24 protein-coding genes are annotated in these 25,545 nt (G+C 46.1%); 4 read left to right on the top strand and 20 right to left on the bottom strand.

What is annotated here, in order from left to right; all coding sequences use genetic code 11:
* Positions 1 to 54: 54 nt before the first annotated feature.
* The 9 genes from FC96_RS03555 to FC96_RS03515 all read right to left on the bottom strand — a co-directional run bounded on the left by FC96_RS03555 (position 55) and on the right by FC96_RS03515 (position 6,470).
* Positions 55 to 351 carry a thioredoxin family protein gene (locus FC96_RS03555; RefSeq protein ID WP_082593232.1) on the bottom strand — a complete coding sequence of 99 codons (297 nt, stop codon included), beginning with the start codon at positions 349 to 351 and terminating at the stop codon, positions 55 to 57.
* A gap of 45 nt (positions 352 to 396) precedes the next feature.
* Complete coding sequence (locus FC96_RS03550; RefSeq protein ID WP_056942037.1) at positions 397 to 1,068, bottom strand: chloramphenicol acetyltransferase; 672 nt, start codon at positions 1,066 to 1,068, stop codon at positions 397 to 399.
* 21 nt (positions 1,069 to 1,089) lie between these two features.
* The gene (locus FC96_RS03545; protein ID WP_056942036.1) at positions 1,090 to 1,806 is read right to left on the bottom strand and encodes a DUF2087 domain-containing protein; all 717 of its coding nucleotides are present in this window, start codon (positions 1,804 to 1,806) and stop codon (positions 1,090 to 1,092) included.
* Between the two features lie 112 nt (positions 1,807 to 1,918).
* Entirely contained in the window at positions 1,919 to 3,844 is a 1,926-nt protein-coding gene (locus FC96_RS03540) for a copper-translocating P-type ATPase (protein WP_056942035.1), read from the bottom strand.
* A complete protein-coding gene (locus tag FC96_RS03535) occupies positions 3,841 to 4,116 on the bottom strand; it encodes a cupredoxin domain-containing protein (RefSeq protein WP_054659332.1) in 276 nt (91 codons plus the stop codon). Before FC96_RS03535 ends, FC96_RS03540 begins: the two co-directional genes overlap by 4 nt.
* Before the next feature lie 20 nt (positions 4,117 to 4,136).
* The gene (locus FC96_RS03530) at positions 4,137 to 4,508 is read right to left on the bottom strand and encodes a cupredoxin domain-containing protein (RefSeq protein ID WP_054659330.1); all 372 of its coding nucleotides are present in this window, start codon (positions 4,506 to 4,508) and stop codon (positions 4,137 to 4,139) included.
* On the bottom strand, positions 4,501 to 4,965 hold the full coding sequence (locus FC96_RS03525; RefSeq protein ID WP_235804708.1) for a CopY/TcrY family copper transport repressor: 465 nt from the start codon (positions 4,963 to 4,965) through the stop codon (positions 4,501 to 4,503). The genes FC96_RS03530 and FC96_RS03525 overlap by 8 nt, the downstream gene beginning before the upstream one ends.
* Before the next feature lie 172 nt (positions 4,966 to 5,137).
* Positions 5,138 to 6,010 (bottom strand): SDR family NAD(P)-dependent oxidoreductase, encoded by an 873-nt coding sequence (locus FC96_RS03520; protein ID WP_054659328.1) that lies wholly within the window; start codon positions 6,008 to 6,010, stop codon positions 5,138 to 5,140.
* Between the two features lie 160 nt (positions 6,011 to 6,170).
* Complete coding sequence (locus FC96_RS03515) at positions 6,171 to 6,470, bottom strand: DUF2316 family protein (RefSeq protein WP_056942034.1); 300 nt, start codon at positions 6,468 to 6,470, stop codon at positions 6,171 to 6,173.
* A gap of 138 nt (positions 6,471 to 6,608) precedes the next feature.
* Between FC96_RS03515 and FC96_RS03510 the strand changes: the two genes are divergently transcribed.
* Positions 6,609 to 7,043, top strand: a complete 435-nt coding sequence (locus FC96_RS03510; protein ID WP_056942033.1) for a MarR family winged helix-turn-helix transcriptional regulator — start codon at positions 6,609 to 6,611, stop codon at positions 7,041 to 7,043.
* A 91-nt stretch (positions 7,044 to 7,134) separates the two neighbouring features.
* Here FC96_RS03510 and FC96_RS03505 read toward each other — a convergent pair whose 3' ends face one another.
* Entirely contained in the window at positions 7,135 to 7,722 is a 588-nt protein-coding gene (locus FC96_RS03505; RefSeq protein ID WP_056942032.1) for a TetR/AcrR family transcriptional regulator, read from the bottom strand.
* A gap of 152 nt (positions 7,723 to 7,874) precedes the next feature.
* Here FC96_RS03505 and FC96_RS03500 point away from each other — a divergent pair, with 152 nt between their 5' ends.
* Positions 7,875 to 9,311 (top strand): MDR family MFS transporter, encoded by a 1,437-nt coding sequence (locus tag FC96_RS03500; protein WP_056942031.1) that lies wholly within the window; start codon positions 7,875 to 7,877, stop codon positions 9,309 to 9,311.
* Between the two features lie 121 nt (positions 9,312 to 9,432).
* On the opposite strand, the gene FC96_RS03495 is transcribed toward FC96_RS03500, so the two are convergent.
* Positions 9,433 to 10,716 (bottom strand): APC family permease, encoded by a 1,284-nt coding sequence (locus FC96_RS03495; RefSeq protein WP_056942030.1) that lies wholly within the window; start codon positions 10,714 to 10,716, stop codon positions 9,433 to 9,435.
* A 276-nt stretch (positions 10,717 to 10,992) separates the two neighbouring features.
* Between FC96_RS03495 and FC96_RS03490 the strand changes: the two genes are divergently transcribed.
* Complete coding sequence (locus FC96_RS03490; protein WP_056942029.1) at positions 10,993 to 11,475, top strand: DUF2798 domain-containing protein; 483 nt, start codon at positions 10,993 to 10,995, stop codon at positions 11,473 to 11,475.
* 182 nt (positions 11,476 to 11,657) lie between these two features.
* On the opposite strand, the gene FC96_RS03485 is transcribed toward FC96_RS03490, so the two are convergent.
* The 8 genes from FC96_RS03485 to FC96_RS03450 form a co-directional block, all read right to left on the bottom strand.
* A complete protein-coding gene (locus FC96_RS03485; RefSeq protein ID WP_056942028.1) occupies positions 11,658 to 12,053 on the bottom strand; it encodes a GNAT family N-acetyltransferase in 396 nt (131 codons plus the stop codon).
* Between the two features lie 2 nt (positions 12,054 to 12,055).
* Positions 12,056 to 12,457, bottom strand: a complete 402-nt coding sequence (locus FC96_RS03480; protein WP_054659320.1) for a GNAT family N-acetyltransferase — start codon at positions 12,455 to 12,457, stop codon at positions 12,056 to 12,058.
* A 152-nt stretch (positions 12,458 to 12,609) separates the two neighbouring features.
* Positions 12,610 to 13,521 (bottom strand): SPFH domain-containing protein, encoded by a 912-nt coding sequence (locus tag FC96_RS03475; RefSeq protein ID WP_054659318.1) that lies wholly within the window; start codon positions 13,519 to 13,521, stop codon positions 12,610 to 12,612.
* Between the two features lie 16 nt (positions 13,522 to 13,537).
* On the bottom strand, positions 13,538 to 13,924 hold the full coding sequence (locus FC96_RS03470; RefSeq protein WP_054659316.1) for an AbrB/MazE/SpoVT family DNA-binding domain-containing protein: 387 nt from the start codon (positions 13,922 to 13,924) through the stop codon (positions 13,538 to 13,540).
* Positions 13,925 to 14,084: 160 nt separating this feature from the next.
* Complete coding sequence (locus FC96_RS03465; RefSeq protein WP_056942027.1) at positions 14,085 to 15,524, bottom strand: MFS transporter; 1,440 nt, start codon at positions 15,522 to 15,524, stop codon at positions 14,085 to 14,087.
* Positions 15,525 to 15,542: 18 nt separating this feature from the next.
* Complete coding sequence (locus FC96_RS03460; RefSeq protein ID WP_056942026.1) at positions 15,543 to 17,915, bottom strand: glycoside hydrolase family 3 C-terminal domain-containing protein; 2,373 nt, start codon at positions 17,913 to 17,915, stop codon at positions 15,543 to 15,545.
* A gap of 266 nt (positions 17,916 to 18,181) precedes the next feature.
* Positions 18,182 to 20,452, bottom strand: coding sequence for a MucBP domain-containing protein (locus FC96_RS12835; RefSeq protein WP_056942025.1), 2,271 nt, complete (start codon positions 20,450 to 20,452; stop codon positions 18,182 to 18,184).
* 427 nt (positions 20,453 to 20,879) lie between these two features.
* Positions 20,880 to 22,205, bottom strand: coding sequence for an MATE family efflux transporter (locus FC96_RS03450; RefSeq protein WP_056942024.1), 1,326 nt, complete (start codon positions 22,203 to 22,205; stop codon positions 20,880 to 20,882).
* A 197-nt stretch (positions 22,206 to 22,402) separates the two neighbouring features.
* On the opposite strand from FC96_RS03450, the gene FC96_RS03445 reads away from it, so the two are divergent.
* Positions 22,403 to 23,704 (top strand): hypothetical protein, encoded by a 1,302-nt coding sequence (locus tag FC96_RS03445; RefSeq protein WP_056942023.1) that lies wholly within the window; start codon positions 22,403 to 22,405, stop codon positions 23,702 to 23,704.
* A 187-nt stretch (positions 23,705 to 23,891) separates the two neighbouring features.
* Here the strand turns inward: FC96_RS03445 and guaA are convergent, their stop codons facing one another.
* A complete protein-coding gene (guaA, locus tag FC96_RS03440; protein ID WP_156403146.1) occupies positions 23,892 to 25,445 on the bottom strand; it encodes a glutamine-hydrolyzing GMP synthase in 1,554 nt (517 codons plus the stop codon).
* Positions 25,446 to 25,545: the final 100 nt, after the last annotated feature.

Below are 25,545 nucleotides of genomic sequence, written 5' to 3'. Positions count from 1 at the left end.
ACCATCCGTTCTCTAATAGTCTAACAGGTTTTAACGCTCAAAGGAACTGAAGTCCTACTTCAAATACTGCACCACGTGTGATTTAAATACCGGGGCCGGAACGAACCCACTAAACCGGTCAATGAGATGACCCTCTTTTTTAACCAGAAAGGTTGGAATACCTTGAATGTCAAAAGCCTGTGCAATCTCTGGACTGGCGTCAATATCCACTTTTTTAAACTGGATTTGCCCAGCAAAATCACCAGCAGCACTCTCAATAATGGGCGCCATCATCTGACATGGTGGACACCAATCGGCACCGAAGTCGATGATGACAAGGCCCTCCTGAGTGGCTGTTTTGAAGTTGTTAATGTTAAGAGTTTCCGTCTACTCACCCCACTTCACTCAATCTCTATTTTAGCGACAAACTGGTAAATTCAACCACTTTTGGGGGTGATCAAAAGCCGTTTGAAGCCGATCAAAAAACCGGCTAACATGGTAACCATCCGCAACGGCATGATGAATCGTAAATGACACAGGCATTATTCGCCGGCCGTTTTTGATTTCATATTTGCCAGCTTCAACCGTTGGCAAAAAGTTCGGCAGACCGTTGAATACAAGCGGAGTGTAACTATTAAAATGGAGCCACGGCATCATATTAATCATATAAGCATTTTCTGGCTGATTTGGTTTACCAACGGCCCCCTGTTGGTGCTGATAAGCAGTGACATCATCGAGATAATTTTGGTAGAAAACTTGAAAGTCTGAATTGTAGTCTGTCCACATCCCCGAAATACTGTGGTCATCATCGTGAAACAACGAATAAGAAGGGGTCAGTTCAGTGAACTGTGCCAACCGGCCATCTTGCATCACCATCATAAACTCTGGCTGACCTTGAATCACTTTCGTCACTAAGTACAAGTAAGCAGGAAAAAAATGATAATCAGCCGCTCTAACTGCATCATATGTCGCCGTAATATCAACGTCAACATTAACGTTAAAACCAGTTGGCATCATTTTAGTAAAATAATAGAAATAATCTCTCCGGGACCATGAATTCAAATCAACCGGGATTGTTGTTGGTTGCATCGTTTCCTCCTAAATGGGTGGTTAAAAAATACGCCAGTATTCGCGACCATCTGGTGTTCGGTCGAAAAACCCGTCATCAATTAAGTATCGCTTCAATAAGCTATAATCGCTGTAAATTGAGCGTAAGATATTATCGGTTTCTCGTAAGGAATACCGCCGATTCATTTCAAATTCCTGACTGATTCTAATCATTAACCCGAAGCGCTTTTTTTCACCTTTCGGCCACTGCTTCAATGTTAGTCGCGCCTGGTTTGGCGCAAAGTACCGTGTAACGAGGTCAGCATAAGCGCCTTCGGTCAATTTGAACCTGTCGTCAGGTTGCGTGATACTAGCTGGAACAGGCAAATACTGTGTGGCTTTTACCGGCGTATCGCCAAAAACAGCTTGGTACTGGGCAATGTAAAGCCGTGCTGCCTTTGCCTTTTCGCGGAAAGTAAATTTTTGATGACGAATCGTAGCTGACTTTAGATTCAACCGGTCCGCAACCTCTTGGTCCTTATTAGCCGTCAAAAAAGCCCTTAAAATCTGCTCTTGAGTGGCTGTCAGTGAATTATACTTTGAGGTCACTTTCAACAGGGCTTCCTTCGGCCCGCCATGGCTCACCATGATATGCGTGACCATCTCAGAAACCTGATCACGGGCCATTGTCAATTGACAATAATTGCACATCAAGAGATTGCCAATATTGTGGTAACCACTAATCAGTTCCACTTCATTTAATTGTGTCAGGTCAAACATCAAGCATCTCCCTTTCAATAAATCAATATACACATGTTTACGTTTATTGTAAACATTTTTGAGTGGAGGTAAAAAAATGGCCTTGGATTTTAATCCAAGGCGACTTTTATTTTTAAGCAAATTGATTCTTAGGAGAAATCTTTGTCTTGTTCAATAAGACCGAACTTGTCACAACCGATAGCGAACTAAACGCCATGGCAAGCCCCGCTAATTCAGGGCTCAAGCTTAAGCCAACGGCATAAAACAGCCCGGCCGCAACCGGAATTCCCAGTACATTGTATACAAAAGCCCAAAAGAGGTTTAATTTAATTCGGCTAAACGTCTTTTGGCTCAACGCTAGGGCGCGGTCAACATCCCTAAGATCGTTTTTCACCAGGACAATTCCGCCTGACTCAATCGCAATGTCGGTCCCAGACCCCATCGCAATCCCAACATCCGCCTGTGTCAAAGCTGGCGCGTCGTTAATTCCGTCACCAACAAAAGCTACTTTGCCACTAGCTTGCAACTGCTTGACAGCATCAGCCTTATCGCCTGGTAGAACGTCCGCGACGACCTGGTCAATGCCCACCTGATTAGCCACTGCCTGGGCAACCTGTTCATTATCACCGGTCAGCATTACCGTCTTTAACCCACGGGCATGCAAGGCTTCGATAGCAACCTTCGACGTGGCTTTAGGCGCATCTTGAATTGCAATTAGCCCAATGACTTGCTCATTCAGTCCAACGACGACAACCGTTTTCGCCTCGCGTTGGAGTTGTGTCATTCGTTGCCGCAACTCATCGGTCATTTGATTATTTGAAATCAGTTTAGCGTTACCAACAAAGGCTGACTCACCAGCCACGGTCGCTGTCACGCCCTTACCTTTGACGGCTTGAAAGTGATCTACCGCGGAAACGGTCACCTGATTCTCCCGACTACGCTGCGTAATCGCGGTTGCCAGCGGATGCTCAGAAGCGGCTTCCAAACTGGCAGCAATCTGCAAAACGTGGTTCTCATCACCCACAATATCGGTAACGACCGGTTTGCCAATGGTGATTGTTCCCGTTTTGTCAAAGACGACCGTCTTCACTTCGTTGACCAACTCGAGCACTTCACCGTTTTTGATCAGAATGCCCATCTTAGCTGCCCGACCAGTGCCCACCATTAATGCAGTTGGTGTGGCCAGCCCTAGCGCACACGGGCACGCAATAACCACCACTGAAACGGCAAAAATTAAACTGTTGGCCACACTGGCGTCAAGAAAGACGTACCAAACTAAGAACGTTACAATGGCTAAAATAGCCACGACTGGCACAAAGATATTAGACACCTTATCCGTTAATTTCTGAATTGGCGCATGACTGGTCTGGGCTTTTTTCACCATTTCCACAATTTGAGCTAGTAAGGTGTCCGCACCAACCTTGTCTGCCTGAAACGTGAGAGTGCCATTTCCGTTGATGGTGGCACCGATGACCTTGTCGCCCACTTTTTTGGTGACTGGCATGCTTTCACCTGTCACCATCGATTCATCAACCGTTGAACCACCATCGGTGATCGTGCCATCAACCGCAATTTTTTCGCCCGGTTTTACCCGAACAAGATCGCCAGCGCGAACGTCTTCAAGCGGCACCCGCAAGACCTGGCCATCGCGAACCACTTCTGCATCCTTTGCTTGCAAATCAACCAACTTTTCGACGGCACTCGAGGCGTTGTTGCGCATCCGTTCTTCGAGAACCTGGCCAAGCAACACGAAGGTGATCACGAAAGCCGCACTCTCAAAGAAAATGGCCTGATCAGTCAACATTGCATAAATACTGTATACATAAGCGGTAACGGTGCCAATCGCAACCAAGGTATCCATATTAGAGTGATGCTTTAAAAAGGACGCCCAAGCACTCTGAATAAACGGCCCGGCAGCCACCACCATAATAACTGTGGTCAAGCCGAACTGGAGCCATTCGTTGCTCAGCACCATCACGTGAAACGGCATCAAAACCATGTTAAGTAACATTGGAATTGAAAGAATTAGCGCCACCCAAAAGCGCTTCGTCACACTCATTTAGAAACAACCACCTTTCCGAAAAACATGTCCATGCCGCAACTGAAGGCAAATTCACCCGCTTTATCAGTTGGTACGTTGACGGTCTGAGCTGAGTTTAGTGGCAACTCGGTTGAAAAATTGAGCTCTTGACTGTGCACCACATCTAAACACCCTTGGTCACTTGTTCGGGTAAAGGTAATTTCGGCCGGGACCCCCTGCTTCAAGTTCACGACAGCTGGTTCGTAACCGCCCGCCACCGTCACGTTAACTATTTGTTTTTCCGTCTCCATAATCTAATTCCTCCTCCGTTTTATTTCACAACAACTTTTCCATGAAACATATCCATTCCGCAAGCCCACTGATACTCGCCAGGTTGACTGGTATCAATTGTCACGGATTCCGTTTCGTTAATCGGCAATTCTTGATTAACACCAAAGTCTGAAAACACCACGCGATCCAGACACGTCGAAGGATCAGTTCGCGTAAAATTCAACGTGGCTGGCACACCCGCCTTTAGTTCCACCACTTCGGGCGAATAGCCACCTTGAACAGTAATGTCAACGCTTTGGCCCTGCTCTGATACATCCGCCACTTCCGTTGCCACCTCATGTTTACCAAAGAACCACCAGGCAATAAAGCCGATTAAAGCCACGCCGATAACTAACACCATTATTTTAATCATTTGTTGACGCCTCCTGACTGCAAGTACAATCTTGTTCGTGATTAGGCCCTAAGCAATCACACGCCACCTGTTCAGGGGCGGTTTTAGCTTTAGCTGCCAGCAAATCCTGTAGTTGTTGAATATCGGTCTGACTCAACTCGGTTTCTGCCACCAAATTCACCAACACACCACCCTTTTTCATCGCACACAGGTGATCGAATAACGCGGTACTCGTCTCCTCCATCGCGATTTTTTCAGCGATTTCAGGATGGTAAATAAACTTCCGACCCGCCGCGCTCGTCGACAACGCGCCCCGCTTCACTAACCGGCGAAGCAACGTTTTAATGGTCGATTCCGTCCAGGCCCGCTTCTCTTGCACCGCTTTAATAATGTCATTGCTACCAAGATCGCCCATCGTCCAAATCACCCGCATGACTTCCCACTCAGCGGGAGTCATTTCCGTTGCGGTCACTGTCAAATGAATCGCCTTCTTTCGTTTACATTTGTAATTGTACTTAAACTTTAGATCTTTCGTTTACATTTGTCAACTAGAATTTACCCCAATTTTCGGCTAAAAAAACGTGCACTGGTTATCCAGCGCACGTCGTGGGGCATTAACGATTATTTAATTTATTTCGGGGACAAATCAATTACCTGGCAAGACCAACATTTTCCATGCTGAATTGCCATAACTCGTCTTGAATATCCTTCTGATATGACAGTTTTGATGACGGAATTGGGTTGGTGCTACGACGGTCATAGTACTTCGCTGAAGTGTTGGCAAACTTGGCGTTTAGCATCAGATCCGTCAACATGTCACCTGATGCTTCGGCGGTAGCCCTAAGGTCTTTGAAGTGATCCAACATTTCAGGTGTAAACCGCGACTTGTCCTTAGCCAACCCCGTCTCAATCATGAGTCCAGGGTTGACAACGTTGACCGTCATTCGGGAATGATTCACTTTTAATTGCTGAGCTAATTTGTAAGTAAACAAGATTATACAAAGCTTGGAGTACGAATAACTCCGCCGATCAACCAGTTCATCTTTACCGCTAGTTGCTAATTGCTCAACACCTGGCCAAGTGAGATCCTTCGGCGCGTCGTGGCGGTCACTACTAACGTTGATGATTCGAGCGTCTGGGGTCATCATCGGCATCAGCAAATGGGTCAACAAGAAATGGCCAAGATAGTTGGTTTCTAAGATGTTATTAAACCCATCCTCTGTTTGATAAACGGTTGTTCCGGCGACTCCGGCATTACAAATCAAGCCCGCTAACTGAACATCAAGTCGGCGAACGTCATCGACAAAAGCCCGAACCTTCACTAACGAAGCCGTATCAAGCGGCAAGCATACTAGATCAACTTCAGGAACAAATTGAACAATTCTTTGCCGCGCCGCCTCTGCCTTCTCTACGTTCCGACACGCCATGATGATTTGATAATCGTTCGTTGTCTGAGCGATTTGTTTTGTTGCCTCATATCCCAGACCCGAGTTAGCACCGGTAATGACAATTGCTTTTTGCATTCACTCTTGCCTCCGTATCCTGAGCGTTTTTATTTTAGGACTAACTCACCACAGTGAGTATGTTTTTCATTTAAACTAGGCTCTCTGATCTTGCGTTTCCAAAATACAAGTTACAAACTCATTATCCATGCTATTAAAACCTCGCAACGTTCAAATACCACTAACCGATGAGCCCTCTTTCAACCACTCGATCGTCTAAAAACCAATAATCATGGTAGTCACCCAACAAAGCCGTAAAGGGCACCACCTCAATACCGTTGTCTGCCATGTACTTCATCAAAAAATTGCGAATAATCCAATTATCTTCTATTCTTCTGGGATGCATAGCAATCGACTGAGCAATCACGTCTGGGGTGGTATTCAATACCAGCGCTAGATCATCCAGACTTAAGCCGCTCCGGGCAATATTTTCCTTGAATTCTTGTTTTGTAGCTTCAATTTGAGCGATTGTTAAAGACATAATGGCCTCCCTGTGGTAAACTTATACTTGTAATTACAAGTATGAAGAATATCCTACTTTAAAAGCTTTGTCAACTAGATGACTTGTAAATTTTAAAATAGACACAAACTTTAAAACAATGGACTGGAGGCGCCTTAAATGGACCTTGGAAACGACAATGAATTAGTGGAGACCATCTTTCAGGTCACCCGTGGTGAGCAACATTTTATTCAAAAAAGGCTCAAGCAACACCATCTTAATATGCGCCAGGCCCAGACGCTCAATTTTATTTCACACCATCCTGGCGCCATCCAAAAAGAGCTTTCTCGGTATCTGGGGAAGCCTGAGGCCACCACGGCCAACATCATCAAGGCCCTTGAAGCCCGCGATCTAATTAGTCGCCAGATCACCAAAGATAATGAACGCCAAAAACAGCTCTTCTTGGCGCCTGAGGGACAGGTTTTAGTTCAGTCTGTGCGCCAAATTTTCATTGATTTAGAGGAACGCGTGAGTATCCCGGTCACTTCAGAGGAAAAGCAAGTGTTACTCTCCTTATTGACGCGGATTCAGACAACAGCAGATTTTGAGCCTTGATCATAGCGATTGTTTAATCAATAAAGGGACTTCTATCCAATGACTTATATAAGTCGATGGATAGAAGTCCCTTTTTAATTGGTCGCAAATATTACGCCGGTTGTTGCGCCATAATTGCTGGCAATACAACCGTATCAATCATCTCTGCCACAAACCGGTCGTCCAGCCCGTCTTGCGTCATCATCACTTGATGCATCAACAAGTTAAACGGTAATAGTTTGACATATTCAGTGGTCGACCGCTGAATTTCACCAGTTACTTGAGCCTGGGCAAAAATTCGATCCATGATTCTAATGTTTTGTTTTTGCATGTCAGCCATAAATGTCATCACGTCTGCCGACCCTTTTCCCAGCTCAATTAGAAAGGCCTTAATATATTCCGGGGACCCATTAAAATGGCTAATTGTCGCAATCAAGTTCTCGCGTAACGTGTGACCAGAATAGTCAACTGACTCATAGTAATCATCGGATTCATTATTCATATACTCTTCGGCCGCAACTACCATTGAGAACGGACTGTTCCAACGACGGTATAGGACCGGTCGACCAGTATGAGCCATTTTAGCTACCCGACTAAACGTGATGGCTGGATAGCCCTCCGTTTTCAGTAATTCATGAGTGGCCGAGTAAATATCATGAAGTAGTTCTTGATTTGTTTTCCTAGGCGCGCGGTTTGTCATCTGATCACCTCAAAAATTATTATATGACGGTCCGTGGATTTTAGATACAATTTTTTATTTTTAGATACACGTTGACTTTATAAATTGAGCGCGTATAGTACTGTTTGTTGTTTTAATTACATTTTGTATCTATAAAGAAAGAAGGACATTTCTTGAACCTTAATAAAACTAAACTTGATCCCATTCCCCGTCCCCTCATCATTATTGGCTGGGTACTTGTTCTGGGAGCTTTTGCACCCATGCTTGATTCAACCATGGTCAATATCGCGGTTAATCAACTGAGTCATGAATTTAATACCAACCTGAGCCAAGTGCAATGGGTGGTCACTAACTTCATACTAGCAATGGGAGCCGCTGTCCCATTCTCGGGTTGGTTCACCGACCATTTCGCCGCTAATAAGGTCTACCGAAACGCCGAAATTGCCTTTGCGGTTACCTCATTGGCCGCTGGTGTTTCGCCCAATATTAACTTCCTCATTATCGCCCGAATTTTTCAAGGGTTTGCTGCGGGCTTAATTTTACCGCTCCTATTCACCATGTTAGTTGATTCGGTTGGGCCCGATAAAATGGGCCGGATCATGGCCATTGTCGGCGTCCCACTGACCATTGGCCCCATGGTAGGACCAATTATTGGCGGTCTGCTCGTTCAATACCTCTCTTGGCGCTGGATTTTCTACATCAACTTACCAATCGCCATTCTTTCCATTATTCTTCTCATTCAGTTTGTCCCACCCGTTGAACCTAAAAATCCTACCAAGCGGCTTGACTGGATTGGTACGATCCTACTGGTCATTAGTTCAAGCAGCATCGTCTACGGCATTGTTCTCGCCGGCAACCATGGGAATTTTACCAATCGTACCACGCTACTCAGCTTAACAGTGGGTCTGATTAGCATTATCGGCTACCTTCTCTTCGCTTATCGCCGCGGCCCGTTGGCAGTGCTGCCCTTGACACTGTTCACCCACCGTAATTTCTCCGCCACGATGGTCGCCACCTTTCTTGCTGGTTTTGTCACCAGTGGCCCCATGCTCATCTTGCCGCTGTTTTTTCAAGACGTGCGGGGAGAGTCCGTCGTGATGGCCGCAATTTCTCTTGTTCCCCAAAGCCTGGGTATGCTGTTTTCCCGTGGCCTCGTCGGTCGATTGATTGATTCAATTGGAGGCCGATTCGTGGCCGTTGGTGGCGTCATCATCACAACCCTCAGTACGACCCCGTTTATTTTCTATGACCATTCAAGTCCTTACTGGCTGATTGCGGTGACGATGTTTATTCGTGGCGTTGGCGGTGCAGCTGTTAAATCCGCAACGCAGGCAGACGCTTTTGTCGGCATCGACAGAAAAGACTCAGCCGCCGCGTCAGTCGCTTCAAACTTATTTCAACAATTGGGCAGCGGATTCAGTTCCGCGATTCTAGCAACTGTCATCAGTGCTTACGTGTCAAGCCACACTATGACGTCGACGGCTCAACTCGTTGGCGCTTATCAGACAGGTTTCTTGTGGGCCACTGGTTTAACATTGCTCATTATTATTCCGTCCCTGTTTATGACTAGTCGGATTCACCGCCAGTCTACTACAGCCACTACTAACTAACCATTTGCGATTTATTTCAACACAAAAGGCCCTGCTCCTTGGATAATGCCAATCCGTTGAGCAGGGCTTTATGGTCTTCAAAACTAGTGACGTTTTATGTTGTAAAATGTAATCCAATCGCTTAGACAGATTTCTTCTTTCGCTGATTATCCGCCCAGTAAATCAATTCACCAACTATGGCAAACGCCACCCCAATCGCATAGGTCTGAGAATTGAACTGAAATATGAGGTAAGCTAGCAGCGCCAGTGAAACTAGCGGAATTGCTGGCCCACCCCATAGCCGGACCCCACGGGGTAATGTTTGATCAGGCTGTAATTTTAGTAGGGACAACGCTGTGGCAATGTATTGCACAAACGAACTTAACACGATGAGGTTAACTAAGAAGAGGTAACTGCCGCTTAAGACCAGTAAAATCGCCAGGCCCATGGTAGATAACAACGCAATAATCGGAGCCCCAAAGCGGTTTTGACGACCGAATTCACGTGGCAGCAATTTCTTCTCTGTCGCTAACGATGCCAGCTCCACTGGTGTATCGAATGATACGGCAATCGCAACTCCCAAGGTCGACACTAACATTCCGGCCAATATGAGGCCTCGCCCTGCAGACCCTAAAACGTGCATAAACGCTGCGGCTACTGGTAGCTTCTCAATCATCACAGTGGAACCCAACAGCATGATTGTTAAAAACTGCGTCAACATATAGAGCAAGGTCACCACGATCATGACCACAACAAGGGCACGCGGCAGCGTCTTTTCTGCGTTTTTCATTTGCTTAGCCGCAATCGGCAAAAATGAAAAACCAGTGAACATGTAAAATGCCGTTGTGAAGGCGTTTATCGGATGATGGCCGGCGCCTCCGGTTGTTACTGGGTGACCACTGTGAAGGCCTAAATAAATCCCGCCCCCAACAATGAATAGCAAAATAAGACCAACTTTGACTGTGCTGGATAAGTTATCAATCACTTTCATCGTTCCAGGTCCGAAAAAGTTTAAAAGCGTAATGCCGCCAAGAATAAGCAACGCAATTCCAACGTAGACCGATCGATGCTGTGCTGCTGGCCAGAACCCACTTAGCGTCGTCAGGAAAGCCGCGGTTTCCGTACTAATCGTGATCACGCCAAGAAACCAGCTAAACCAGCCAATTTGAAACCCGGCATGAGGACCAAAGGCCTGATTGGCGTACACCCACGCACCACCGTCTTCATCGATCTTAGAAGCCATGGCTGCATAGTTCATCGCAATCACTAGGGTTGCCAAACCAGCTGAACCGATGGTTGCCAAGCTTGCCCAACCCGCGGCCTTGAACAAGGTCCCCGGTAAGAGAAAAATTCCCGAGCCAATAATCCCGTTAATTCCTAGCAATAAGACACTATTAAATGATAAGGCTGCCTTGGTTTTATCCATTCGCTACCACCTCACAACATCGTTTTTCTTACATTATAATGGATTGACTCGAGACGTCACTGATAAGGACTCGCTTGAGCGATGGCTGGTAGCGCTTTTTCAGAAAAAAACCGATTTTTTTACTATTTTCTGAAAATAATCCTTACGCTCCGCCAATTTTTCTGGTAGTGTTAATAGTTGCTGTGAGTGACAAACTTTTGTCATTGGTTCCGTATAGGCGTTTTGACGCTGACTCTACCTGCCAAAATTCTGAACTCACACCAAGGAGTTACACTCGTGCCAAAAAACTTTAAAGAAGAAATCTTTTTCAGTCTCATCATGGCCGGTCTCATGGTTTTCGTCATGGCCGGTTACAACGTCGCATTAAGTGACGGCTTCTCTGCAGGTTACGTGCTTGAAGTCCTCAAAGGCTACCCCCTTGCACTCGTCATTGCGTTAATTCTTGACCTTGGCGTTGTTGGCCCAACTGCCAAGAAGATTTTCTTCAACCATATTTTCAAACCTAAAATGGAACAAACACCCGCTATTATCGGGATCTGGATCTCCGTTTTAATGGTTGCTGGAATGGTGACCCTGATGTCAGCATTCGGCATGATCGTGACCGCCAACTTTGGTGGCAACATTGTCTTAACTTACCTACACACTTGGATCTTCAACTTGTTCATGGCCTTGCCTTTACAGTTGTTGATTGTTGGCCCCATCGCCCGAGCTGCTCTGAGTGCTTTTCAGAGTCGTGGAAATGGCGTAGAAGCTGAATAAACTGGTTAATAAAAAATCGTCGCAAATTGTGAGGCCTACCCCTAAAGTTAAAGTGAAATCACTTTAACTTTAGGGGTAGGCCTCATTGCGACGATTTTTTATTTGGGTATTTTGGTGACCATCAGAATATGAACAAACGGTTCTGAGCGCTACCCTCAAAAAATTTCATAAAATATTGGCAATTAGTATTTCCGTGCCAGCTTAAACCCCGAGTCAATGTTTTCAAATCCAACTTTAGGATAATACCCCTTAGCTGTCGGTGCTGCAGTTAACACAAGTGATATATTGGGACCCAGATCGCTATGAATTTTTTGAATTAATTGTTGACCAATACCTTGCTTCTGATAGTCTTTTTTTATGGCTAAATCTGATAGGTAGCAACAATACGCCTGATCACTAAACCCTCTGGCCACACCAACTAACGTTTCTCCATCCCAGGCTGTATACAATAAATTTGCATTATTAATCATTCTCGAAACTCTTAGTTTATCATTTGTTGGCCGTTGAATTCCAGAATCTTCAAATAACTCAATGAGTTGTTGCGAACTGATTTTAACCGTTGCAGAATAATTAATCATGCCTAACCCTCCCGATGAATCCGAAACATATTATCAACTGGTTCATATCCCACTTTGGAGTAAAATCCAATCGCGCTGGGATCCGCTCGTAAGTTTATAGCAACTCGACAACCTAAATAATTCTCGATACTTTGTAGAATGAGTTTCCCCATTCCCCTGCCGCGATACGCCGATAGAACCACAATCTCACTTAAATAACAACTATACTCAAAATCTGTTAAACAACGGGCCATTCCAATTAATCGTTCATTTTCTCTCAAGGTTACAATCAAAGGTGTGTGATCAACCATCGTTTGTAACCTTGTTAAATCGTCGGTCAACTTTTCCGTAGCAAAATCAGCGGTTTTGTATAAAGTCAATAATTCTTCCAATTGCAGGCCTTGATTAAATTCAATTTTAATCACATTCCGTCAATCCTCTCAAAAATACCGACCGTACGTTCCAGGCCACTTTTTTATATCTTGGGCAGACTAAAAGATAGATTAAATACGTTTCTCCTCACACCCCAAGCATCCCATCACGTATACAATCTTTACCGTACCGGTAGTGTTCATAGTTATTTTACTTCATCGCTATTCCACAACTGTTTAGCAGCCGGAATATTAGCAAGACCGGTTAAATTACTAGGAATAACGATCGTGTTACTATCACTCTCAGCTAAGGATCCAAAGGCTTTCAGACCCAGATACTGTAACATTTTATCGTCAAGTGCACTGTCTTGGACGGCCTGGTTTACGACCGAAATTCGTTTAGCATCAGCATTAGCTAACAGATTAATCTGGTCGGCTTGAGCCTGAGCCGCAATCCGAACTTGTTCAGCTTGAGCCTGCGCGTTGATGGTCACTTGTTGTGCTTGTCCTTGAGCCTCCTGGATTGTCTTTTCTTTAAAACCTTGGGCCTCCGTGATCATGGCTTCCTTGTTTCGGTTAGCGGTAATTAATTTATCCATTGATGCTTGAACTTCAGTGCTTGGGGTAATTTCACCAATGTTAATCCGATCAACCGAGACACCATAACTGCTAGCAACGTCTTTAATTTCAGTAAACAAACTAGCGTTAATCTTGGTTGTCCCATTTAAAACGTCGTTGAGTTCCATATTTCCAATAATACCGCGAAGACTAGATTGACAGTCTAAAATGACGCTTTCTTCGGAGTTTTCGTTTTTGTACACGTAAGATTCTACGTCATTAACGTGATATTTCAGCGAAACCTCTACTTGAATCGTGGCGTTTTCCTTGGTAATCACATCAAACGGATCCATTTGAAGCGGCCGCTGACGCAGTGAAACGGTTTGACGAACAGCATATATGATTGGAACGACAAGATGAAGCCCTGGTTGTAACGTTTTAACGTAGTTCCCAAAGCGTTCAAGGACCTTCACGTCACCAGAATGGACAATTTTGATACTGGCAATCAATAGTAAAATAATTAATACAACAATGACTAAGGTAATGAAAAAGGCTAACATGATTGAATCGACTCCTTTAAAGTTTGAAATTTAAAGCTTGAGTAATATCAGCTGGTGGTTCAATGACAACCGCATAGACGGTACCTTGATTGACCGCAATAATTTTGGCATATTGTGGTGTCGTTATTTGCCAAGGATTTTTAATGTTGTAAGCGTAGGGATTACCATCAATTAACGCAACGCCTGTCAGTTGATCAGGAATTGGAAAATAACGGTTGATTAGCTGGTCGTCAAGCGGTTGGTTAACCGTACTAACCTTGGCAAGCTGTTGAATGATGAGTTGATCATGATCCAGACTTAAACTCAATTCGGTATTCGGTTGCCAGTCAAGCGCTTTAAGTAGTGCTTTAGGAATCCGAATACCATACGAGTTGCCCCAAGCGGTTAATTTAGTGGTAGCCATGATTTGATATTCACCTCCCTTTTAAAAAAGTATATACACTGTATATACTTTTGGCAAGCTATCTTTTTATGGGAACCTATCATCCTGTAATTCATCTCTAAAAACAGTAAGGCTAGCCTTTCATTCAAAAATTGGGGCGGAAAATAACTGACATGACTTTTCAGCCAATCTTTTCCCGTCGCTTAAACTCAGCCGACAATCCTGCCACCGCCTCTTCCCGGGCAATCTCGCCAGCGTTCGCTCGTGCCATTAACTGCACGTCCTTGTCGTGCAGATGGTAGCGGCTGTAGGGTATCAATGCAATGAGTGTCCCAACCACCGGAACGAGGGTTGCCGTGATCCAAAGGCCATTTAAAGCCGGCAATGTTTGAACAATGTGGTCGCGAGCCAGTTCCGAAAAGCTACCAGCCTGAGTCGTTTGCCACGGAAAAAGACTTAGGACGAGCAGGGCCAGTGGTTGGGCCAATGTGATAAATTTAGCTGCGAAGGATTGAATCGCAAAAGCAATCCCACGAATGTCTTTTTTAGTCACAAAGTGCCCGTATTCCACAATATCCGGTGTGAACGTCAGGTTCAGGGTCAAAACAATCCCTTGAGGAATCGACCTGAGTCCCAGTAATACGAGGTACAATACCGCGCTGTGCCAGCCACCCAGATAGACCACCACTCCTAACACCATGAACGCCACGTTTGACCAATAATACAGTTTAAACTTATCAACGTGCTTCAGAATTGTCCCCATTAACACCGACATTAATCCAATTGGTACCGACGAAACAATTAATGCAATCGACGAAAACAACGCGCTGCCAAATAAGAAATAGGACACAAATAGATCCAATGGCGCATTTGTCAGAGAGACCCCGGCCGCAATATAGCCTAAATAAAAGCGCGACAAATATTTATTCTTTCGTACTGAATCGCCAATTTGTTTCAATCCATACCTTTGATTTTCGCCCTTAGGATGAACCCGTTCCTGAGCTGAAAAGGCAATGGGAATCATCGTTAATGCGGCCAAAAGGGCAACCACTATTGCGGTGTTTCCAAACGAGAACCCCACCCTTTCGCTGACCAAAATTGGCGTCAACATCCCAGTGATAAAAGCTCCAATGAGCGCAAATAGCCGGGCTAATGACAGAATTGAATTGCGCTCGTTTAAATTCGTCGTCATCATCGTAACCAAATTATAAATGGGCACGTCACTTACTGTATAGGCACTATCCCACAAAACATAGGTGACAATGAACCAAATCAACTTACCCGTGGGCGTTAAGCCATCGGGGATCTGATACACAACCACGGTCATTACGGGCAGTAGGACTAGGGTTAGTCGAATCCACGGAATGCTGCGATGGCCACTTTTAAACTTAATTTTATCAAAAACGACGCCGAAAAAAGTGTCATTGACGATGTCCCAGAGTTTCACTGCAAACATGCTCAGCGCGATGTGTTCAAGCGGAATACCGTTAAGCATCAGGTAAGTCGCAATAAAATTTGTCAGGATCGTTTGAACCATCGCCTGACCGGTGAAGTAGCTCCAGAAACTAAACCGTTCTGGAGAGCTTGTCTGGGTGGTTAGTTGGTGCTGTGGTTGTTCCATAACGCCTTCCCCCTTTAATTAGTGCCGTTGCAGCGAATGGTTGGCAAGCCACACTAATGATGTGACTTGCCACTTTTTAAGCGACCCACTTGATTGTTGAGCGAGTCGAATCAACGGTGTATCCAAGACAATGGTTTCTAAGAATGCAGCTTCCGGTGATCCTGGTTGGTTACCAGCTTGGGATTGCATTTGGCTTAAAATCATCTCAGTGACCTTCTTGACGATAGTTGAAAAACGGCTCAACTCCCGTGGCGTATTCATCTGCGTCAATTGACCAGCTTGAAGCTCTGGCAACGGTGCTGGCTTTAGCCCACTCAATGATTCGAAGTCGCCAACTGTCGGCTGACCATTGGGCTGCCGATACCACACTGGAATCGAGGCTTTCTCTAACGGCGAACCCGCAACTTGGACGTCAAAGGTTGCAATCTTATTCCGGCTACTAGTCCCCAAAAAAATCTGATAACCACCAGGCGCAACTTGCCATGCTTGACGGTCATCCTGCCAGCGTTCAAATGCATGCTTTTCAATTGGTAATTTGACCGTTTGTCGTTCACCCGGTGCTAACCACACCTTTCTAAACTTCTGCAAGGCCTTTTCTGGTATCAACTGGTCTTGGTCAGTGGCGCTCACATATAGCTGTAACACGGTTGCTCCCGCTACGTTACCCGTATTTTCAACTGTCAAGGTCAAGGTTAAACCGGCCTCATCAGCGCCCAGTACGTGTCGATTGAGTTGTGGCTCACCGTAGTTAAACGTCGTGTAGCTTAATCCGTAGCCGAACGGGAAGGCCACCGCCAGATTCGCCTTATCATAGTACCGATACCCGACGTAAAGACTTTCGGCATACGGCACCGACCGCAGGTTCTGACCATACAGCGCACTGCTGGGGACGTCCGCATACGAAACGGGATAGGATTCTGCCAAATGCCCGCTTGGAGAAATCTCGCCCAATAACAGGTTAGCCGCTGCTGCGCCGACCCGCTCACCCCCCAAATACAAGGCCATTAAGCCGGCAACCTCGGACCGCCAAGGCAGCTCGACTGGCGCGCCTGCCACGAGTAAAACCACAACGTTTTGATTAACGGCAGTCAACGCCGATACCACTTCATTTTGATTGTCAGGTAACCGCATATGCTGCCGGTCAAACCCTTCAGACTCAGCCTCATTGGGTAAGCCAACAACCACCACAACCTGCGACGCCTTCTGGGCAGCTTGAGCGGCTTCGGCCACTAGGCTGGCGTCACCTTTGCCTGTGAGCGAATAGCCGGCAACGTAATCCACTGTAGCCCCAGCTCGTCGTAACCCCTTCTCGATTGACACGACCTCAGGGGCGTTAATGTGCGAGGACCCCGCACCTTGAAACCGCGTATGCCGCGCCATCTCACCGACCAATAAAACGTCTTGATGTTGATCTAGAGGTAAAACCTGATCACGGTTAATCATTAAAACGGCGGACTCTTCTTCAATTTTCTGTGATAAGGCTGCATGACTGCTCAACAATTTTTCCCGATTGCTGATACCTTTGGGCCGTTGAGTCGTGGCAATAGCGGTCACTTTGTCCGCAGCACGATCCAATGCTGCCGGTTTTAAAGCGCCTGACGCTAATCCCTTTTTGAGATTTCCCATGAAAAAGTGTTGATTACCGGGCATTTCTAAATCGGTGCCCGCATTGACACTTTCAACCGGGTTATTCAGGGCGCCCCAGTCTGTCACGATGGCGCCTTGAAAACCCCATTGATCCCGTAACACAGTGGTTTGTAGATAAGTATTTTCACTCATGTAGGTCCCGTTGACCTTGTTGTAAGCATTCATTACTGTTTCGGGTTGTGCCGTCATGACTGCAATCCGAAAGGCTTCCAAATAAAGCTCGTGGAGCGCGGTTTGGTCGATCAACGAGTCCGATAATAACCGATCCGTTTCTTGATTATTGCCTGCAAAATGTTTCAAGCTGGCGCCAGTGCCGGTACTCTGCAACCCAGAAATCCACGCAGCCGCTAGTTGACCTGCTAACTGTGGGTCTTCACTAAAATACTCAAAGTTACGGCCGCCCAACGGATTGCGTTTGATATTAACCCCAGGTCCGAGCACAACATCCACGCCTAAACTACGCGCTTCACCACCAATGGCTTCACCCATTTGCCGCAGTAACCCTAAATCCCAGCTATTCGCTGAAGCACTAGCCGTCGGAAAAGCCGTCGCTTCAACGCTTTCGTTAATCCCCAAATGATCGCTTTCCGTCGCCTGATAGCGTAGGCCATGAGGGCCATCACTCATCCGAATTGCCGGAATCCCCACGTCTGCAATTGACTCAGACTGCCAAAAATCATGACCTGAAACGAGTCGTAGCTTTTGTGCTTCGGTTAAGTTTCGTTTTTCTTGGTCTATCCCCATAGTTAGCCTCCTAGAATGTTTAAAACCCATTACGGCAACGATATTACGGACCTATGATAGCACCTGAAAAGGTTTTCTTTGGCTATGATGTCTTGCCTTTGTCGAACATTGCTTAACCCAACAAAAAGAGGCCCCTTTTGGAGCCTCTAATTATAGGGATTAATCATCAAGGATTAACCGGCTATTATTAGCGTTTAATTTAATCTTAGTATTTTTCAAGTTATCGACTCACCCTCATCAAAAAACGGTAACAACTTTTTGACATTTTAATGGGTATGACGACGCTTTTTCGTTAATCCTAATAAACCTAACATTCCCAGTAAGCTAACCCCAACTGCGGTCCAGCTTTGAGACAACTGATCACCAGTCTGTGGTAATTTAGCCGCAGCGTCACCGTTGGTAGCAGTCTTTGAACTGTCAGTTGTCTGGTGGTTGGCCGTCTTGGTCGCAGAACCAACGTGCTTGGTCGATGTAACTGTTGGCGCCTGATGTTGCTTTTTCTTCGATTCCTGAACTAACTTCTTTTCAGAAACCGTTGGCTCATTTTCTTCAGGATGCGTGGGATTACCAGGTTCGTTACCGGGTGTCTGAGGCTGTGTATCCGTCGGCGTCTGAGGCTGTGTCGGCGTGGGTGTCCCTGTCGGTGTTGGCGTGGTTGTTCCTGTCGGTGTTGGCGTGGTTGTTCCTGTCGGTGTCGTTGGTGTTGTTGGGATCGGATTCCCCGAAACTTGGTGGTAAACAAATGTCACCGTCATCTGGTTGCCATCATAAGTGCCCTTCACACTAGTTGGTGCCGATGGAACGTACCCAGGAATCGTGACTGCTGTTACCTCGAAAGGCTGACCAATTTTACCCGTAGTAGTACTCTCAGGGTAGATTGGGTTACCTTTTTCATCAACGTACCGAACGATTAACTCCGTTGTGTCGGTCTCGCCGACTTGTCCATGCTGCTGATAAGCAACAGTCAATGTCTGATTGGCCGGATCGTTGGTCGTGTTAGTTAATGTCCATCCTGCCCGGGCTTGAGCACTATAATTTTCAACTTTTGGCGTTTCAACATTGATGTTTGGGTTATCTGGTGTCCATGTGTAGCTATTCGTTGCCGAGTCATACGTCCCAGTCCAATTAACCGGGATCACGGCGTCTGCAGGCGTTGCGGTCCCGGCGCCTTCATAGTGCACCGTATAGTTAGTCGCCACCTTGATCGTCGTTTCCGTGTAACTTCCTTTTTCAGTGGTTAGAGTTGGTGCAACCGGAACATTGACAGAAAATGAAAGGCCACCAATGCTTTGGAGCGGCCAATTATTGTCAACTTTACCGTCAGCTCTAAACCCGTCATAGAACGTATAATCCGTTTCACTAATTCCCTTTTGCAAAACCCACACCTGACCATCAGGATTATTAGCATCAAACGTGTGCAGTGCTGTGTCCTGGTAAACGACCGTATTATCCCGTGAAACTGCAGAGATAGCCTTCCCTCTAACGAGCGTGGCATAATCGTTGTCAACACTGATTCCCTGGTTGCCATCAAGATCACCAAAGCCAACAACTGCATCGATCTTAGCAGCCTCACCCGTATCAGCGTAAATGTATTTTACCTGTGCGGAAATACTCTTAGTATTATATGGCTGAAAGCCGATACTGTCGGTGTGAACATTCAAATGAGTATCGGTTGCGCCATCAAGCGGCACAAAACCAGAGATTGTTTCAACCACACTGATCATCCGACCCGTTGCTGGGTCGACAAACGCATTATTATACGTCCAAGTTGGATTTGTATCACCACTTAAAGTAATTTGGTAACCATCCTTAATTGACTGACCATCCTTATCAGTTACCGTATTACCCGCTTTTAAAGTCACTTGAGCAGCCTTTTTGGCCTCATCCGACGCAGCAGTCGTTTCTTCTTGGGTAACTTTTGTTGCGTCGGTCACATCCGTTTTATGACCTTTTCCGGCTAATAATTTAACCAAAGCTTCCTTAGTCCATCCGGAATTGACCGGATTAATGGTGACCTCATTTTTGTCATATTTTTCCTTATCACTCGCATACGTGCTGTTATTCGCCTTTTGCTTATCAGTTGCTTGGTTTAACGCCTGAGTTTGGCTTTCGTAGTCAGCCTTCACTTGATCTGCCGTTGTCGCTAATTTATCCGGCGTTGTAGTAATCGTTTTTGATGGATTTTGAGTGACCGCCACCCCGGTCGATTTTGCTGTATCAACAGCACTTTGTAAATCCGAAGCTGAGGTCGCCAGTTTTTGGGTATTAGTGTTATCGACACTGGGTGCAGTTGCTGGATTAGTAGGAGACTGCGAATCTGTTGACTGTTTGTTAGCCGCCGCTTTAGCTGCGACTGTTTCAGTCGCTGGGTCAGTTGTTGCGGCATCAGCCGTCACGCTAGTCCCAAAAAGAGCCCCCGCACCTAGAACTAAACTCGTCATGGTCGCAAAAACCCAATGGCTGCCTGCTTTATAGGCCTTATAATGCCTTTTTGAGTTCATTTGACCAACTCGTTGCCAGTTATTTTTTCCTAACATCTTAAATTCCTCCCATTTCAAAAGCCATCACTCAAATTTCAAAAAAGGTTCAGTTCGGTTATTGACTTCATCGAGTAATGACTTCAACAAATGCCCTCAACGAATCATCTATCAATCGTTTAGACTCATAATATTATGCCATAATAATGACACACTTTTCGAAAAATGTATAGTGTTCTAATTTATTTTTGATCAGTTTACTAGCCGTTTTTAACACCTCTTCCAACTTTAAAATTGGGGACTGAAACACTAATTTGCAACAATTATAGCTGACTCTTTCTTCTTAACTAGAGGTCCAGAAATAATCCAAAAACAGGATTTCTTCACTTATCAGACGAATAACCATCTAAGTTGCCAGTTATCCAGGTTCAAGTACTTATTAACCAACCTAAAAAAAGCACCGCCAACTGGCGATGCTCCGCAATAATTATTGATAAAGTCGGTTCTGAGTGACCTTATACAGCCACCAGCCAATCGCACACGTGACCACATCCGCAGCCGCTTGGGCGAAAATCACACCGGTGTACGCCCACCAGTGCGCCATCAAGAACACGGCAAGGGCGAAAACAACCCCTTGACGAGAAATAGCCAGAACCAGCGCTCCGATAGCCTGTCCAGTGGACTGAAAGACGGTTGTAAAAACTAGAATGGCACCAACCGCGGGCGTTGTCATGAGTAGGGCTCGTAACATCTCACTGCCCATGGCCACAATTTTGGGGTCGGCCATAAAGGCCGACACTAGTGGCCGGGCAATGACAATCAAAATGACCGCTACCACTAAAGCGTAGCCGAGCTCCACTTTGAAATCAAACCGTAAAATCTCCCGCAACCGTTTGTGAGCCTTGGCACCAAAATTATAGCCAATCAGTGGCTGAGCACCAAAGGCGAACCCGACCATAACCAGCATCACGACCGAGTAGATCTTCTGAGCAATTCCCATGGCGGCCACCGCATTTGCGCCATAACCCGCCAACTGTTGGTTCAGAATCATCATCCCGAAACTTTGCATGAAGTTCGTCAGTGAAGCCGGAATGCCAATGACCAAAATTGCCAGTAGCGCACTTTTGGAAGCCTTGGCCACGCGAGGTGAAATGCTCAAATATTGGGATTGACGCTTCGTAAACCACAGCAGCATTCCGGTGTTTAAGGCGAATCCAATCACGTTCGCCAAACCCACACCGGCAGCGCCCCAATTGAACACGAACAGAAAAATTGGGTCCAGAATAATCGCCAAAACTGTCCCACAAATGGTGGCGACCATCGACTGTTTGGCCAAGCCCTCCGTCCGAATGATATTACCGGGCACGAGCGACACAATAATGAACACGGCCCCACCGACCAGCATCCGATAAAATCCCGCCGCATCGGCGCGAGTCGCCGCTGTTGCCCCAAGGAGCGTCAGAATCGGCTGCTCAAAAATCAGCATCAAGGCGGTGATCACCAAACTAATGATTACTGAGGCATAGAGGCAAAATGAGCTAAGCAGGCGAACCTGTGTGTGGTCACCCGTCCCCAGCAATCGCGAAATCAAGGCGCTCCCACCAAGCCCAAAAATATCACCAACTGCCAGCATAAATGTAAAAAGCGGCGCCCCCAAAGCAACCCCCGCCACTAAATTAGCGTCGCCCGTTTTGGCAACAAAAAAGGTGTCAGCCAGGTTGTAAACCATGCTACTAACCATCCCCAAAACAACTGGCAACGCCAGATGCATATACGCCTTAGGTACCGGCGCTTTACTAAACACGTCATCCATATGTCGATCCTCCATTCAGTTGTTGAATGATCGCTCACCAGGATGGCTTGGCACATCAACGTTGGTTTAGTATAGCATGATTGGAATTGGGGGCTCAAGCAGGGGTGGCGTCATGGAGGGGTCATGGGGTAAATTAACGGTTGTGCTATAATTTAGAATGTTTGGGATGCTAATTATTTGAAAAGGGGCTTCACTTTATGAAAACCAAATATCTCAGTTTAGGTCTCGGTATACTAGCTAGCCTAGCCACTGCCGCCATGTTACAATCAACACCGCCAGTCCCCGCGCAAGCAGCGTATCGTGTGGTTAAGACCAAAAAGTATAATAACCAGTATTATTTTCAGAAAACTTGGGGCAAGAGCGCCTCTATGTGGAATCGGAGTCATACACAAACAGTTGGAAATTTAAATAACTACCCGACCGTCACTTACAACCTGAAGAGTAGCGCAGTATTGCAAAATGGTCGTAAAAGAGCTGTCTACTACCACATTGGTGGCTTTGTAGGTAATGGCTATAAATACGGTTGGGTTTGGCGCGGCTATTTGAAACGTGGCGCCTTTGAAAGTGCCGCTAGCCTATATGAAAAAAACGGCGCTAAAGCACCTACCTCGTACGGCCGTTTAACTCGTCGTTATGACCTGTCGTCTTCCGCCACAAATCTAGAATCATATAAACGTTTTGCAAAGTTACCTAGTAAAGCTCAAATCAAAACAGTCGTGAATTTCATCAACAACACGGTTGTCGGCTATAAAGAAGCCTACTTTGCAAAAAACAACTATCGGATAATCAGCCGGCCACTCGTACTCCCCAAGACTGTTAACAAGGATTCAAAGGCAACTCGGGTGGGCTATCGAATCCCTATCGTTGTTGATAATAATAACAACTTAATTGGCACATTTAGAGCCTTCTACGATGCTGCAACATCGACTCCTGAGACTTCAAGTCGTCAAACATTAGTCGGTGGCATAGCTTACACATTCCCCGCATACTCGTTCATGCGCCGCGATTCTGGAGCAACACACGTATTTCCAATTAAAGGTAGCTCGTTGGCAGTCGTTTCAGACAACAATTCATTCTTTTATGCTAAAAAGAACGCTATTTCTAGTATTTCCAGCGACCTGAAAAAAGTCTTCAGCGGACAGCCTGCAAATCCCAAAACAGGCGATACTTACCGGAGTTTTAATTCTAACAATTCCTTTATCGTTTCAAAATATGACGGTAAGCAATGGAATCGAGACTATGGTGTCCAGTTCACCGACCTCAAGACAGATTGGGATGATGATGAAGGCAGTTCGTATGGCCAGTACCATTCAGGTCAGTATTCGATGACAGTTGTGAACTACCGGCCCACAAACTCAAGCAAGAGCGCAACCTCTTACGAAACAACAAAAATCCCCTTTGCCCTAACCTTTCCTAGCAAATCATTCGATCAGAATATGATTAAGAATATGACTGCTCCGGATTCAACGTTTACGTCATATTTGAAGCTAGCGAAGTAGGACTTTGGAACAGCAATACTCAGGTTTTGATAAACAAATTTAGGGGGTACCAGATAAGATAATTTTCTGGCACCACAAAAAGAAACAAAAAAGACAACCATCGCGAAATTTTGTTTTGGCTAATCGGCTTTACGCCGCCTTGCCATTAACTTAATTTCACTCTGGTTGTCTTATTTTTTAATCGGAATTATTCCCACTCAATCGTCGAAGGCGGCTTACTCGTCACATCGTACACAATGCGGTTAACGTGCTTCACTTCGTTAACGATGCGAGTGGAGATTTGGGCCAGAACTTCGTATGGAATGTGGGCGAAATCGGCGGTCATACCGTCGATTGAGGTGACGGCCCGGATGCCGACTGTGTAGTCGTAAGTTCGGCCGTCGCCCATGACACCGACAGAGCGAATACCTGGTAAGACGGTGAAGTATTGCCAGATATCGCGGTCGAGGCCGGCCTTTTTGATTTCGTCACGGAGGATAAAGTCACTGTCACGGACGATTTCAAGTTTTTCTTCGGTGATTTCACCAATAACCCGGATACCGAGACCTGGGCCTGGGAATGGCTGACGCCAAACAAGATCTGAAGGCATGCCCAACTTTTCACCGAGTTCCCGTGCCTCGTCCTTGAACAAGGACCGGAGTGGTTCGATGAGTTCGAAATGCATGTCTTCTGGTAAGCCACCCACGTTGTGGTGTGACTTGATGGTCTGGGCTGTGTCGGTTCCACTTTCAATCACATCGGTGTACAGCGTTCCCTGGGCTAAGAAATCAATCCCGTCGAGCTTTTGGGCCTCGTCGTTAAAGACTTGGATGAACTCGTTACCGATGATCTTCCGCTTTTTTTCAGGGTCGCTAACGCCGGCCAACTTATCCAAGAACCGCTTTTGGGCGTTAACTTGGATGATGTTCAACCCAAACTTGCCTTCCAAGCTCGCCATCACTTGTTCGGCCTCGCCCTTCCGTAGAAGGCCGTGGTCAACAAAGATTGACGTGAGTTGGTCACCAATGGCCTTGTGCAACAGCACGCCAACCACTGATGAGTCCACCCCACCGGAGAGGCCGAGCAATACTTTACGGTCGCCAACGGTTTCGCGAATGTGTTGAATTTGCAAGTCAATGAAGTCATCCATTGACCAGTTTGCTTCGGCGCCACAAACGTCAAAGGCGAAGTGGTGTAAAATCTCGTTTCCATAATCCGTGTTCCGAACTTCGGCGTGGAACTGAATGCCATAGAAGTTACGGTCGGTATCTTGCATGGCTGCGATCGGGCAATCAGGACTCGTTGCCACCGCTGTAAAGCCGGTCGGCACCTGGGTCACGAGGTCACCATGGCTCATCCATACATTTTGGGTTTTCGGCGTGCCTTTGAAGAGCGTCGCGTTTGGATCCGTCACTTCAATGGCTGCCCGGCCGTACTGACCGTTGTCCGAATCGACGCTACCGCCGTCCAACGTATAGGCCATCAGCTGCATCCCGTAGCAAATGCCCAATACGGGAATTCCAAGTTCAAAGATCTCAGGATCCACGCGCATTGCGTCTTCGTCATAGACGGAGTTGGGACCACCTGAGAAGATGATGCCCTTGGGATTGATGGCACGCACTTCGTCGGCCGTGATCTTGTGGGATAGTAATTCTGAGTAAATCCCGAAGTCCCGGATTCGACGGGTAATTAACTGGTTGTACTGACTACCGAAGTCCAGCACAATGATTTTATCAAAGGACGATAAGTCCACCTTGGTCAATCCATTCACCTCTTAATCTAGTCACTGGTAGCATCTTACATTATTAAACATTGTACAGATAAATTAAATTCCGGTCAATTATAATGAGAGACATTTAATT

Source organism: Secundilactobacillus kimchicus JCM 15530 (genome assembly GCF_001433995.1).
Taxonomy (GTDB): domain Bacteria; phylum Bacillota; class Bacilli; order Lactobacillales; family Lactobacillaceae; genus Secundilactobacillus; species Secundilactobacillus kimchicus.
Note: the sequence above shows the minus strand (reverse complement) of the source record. Positions and strands in the feature narration are given on the sequence as shown.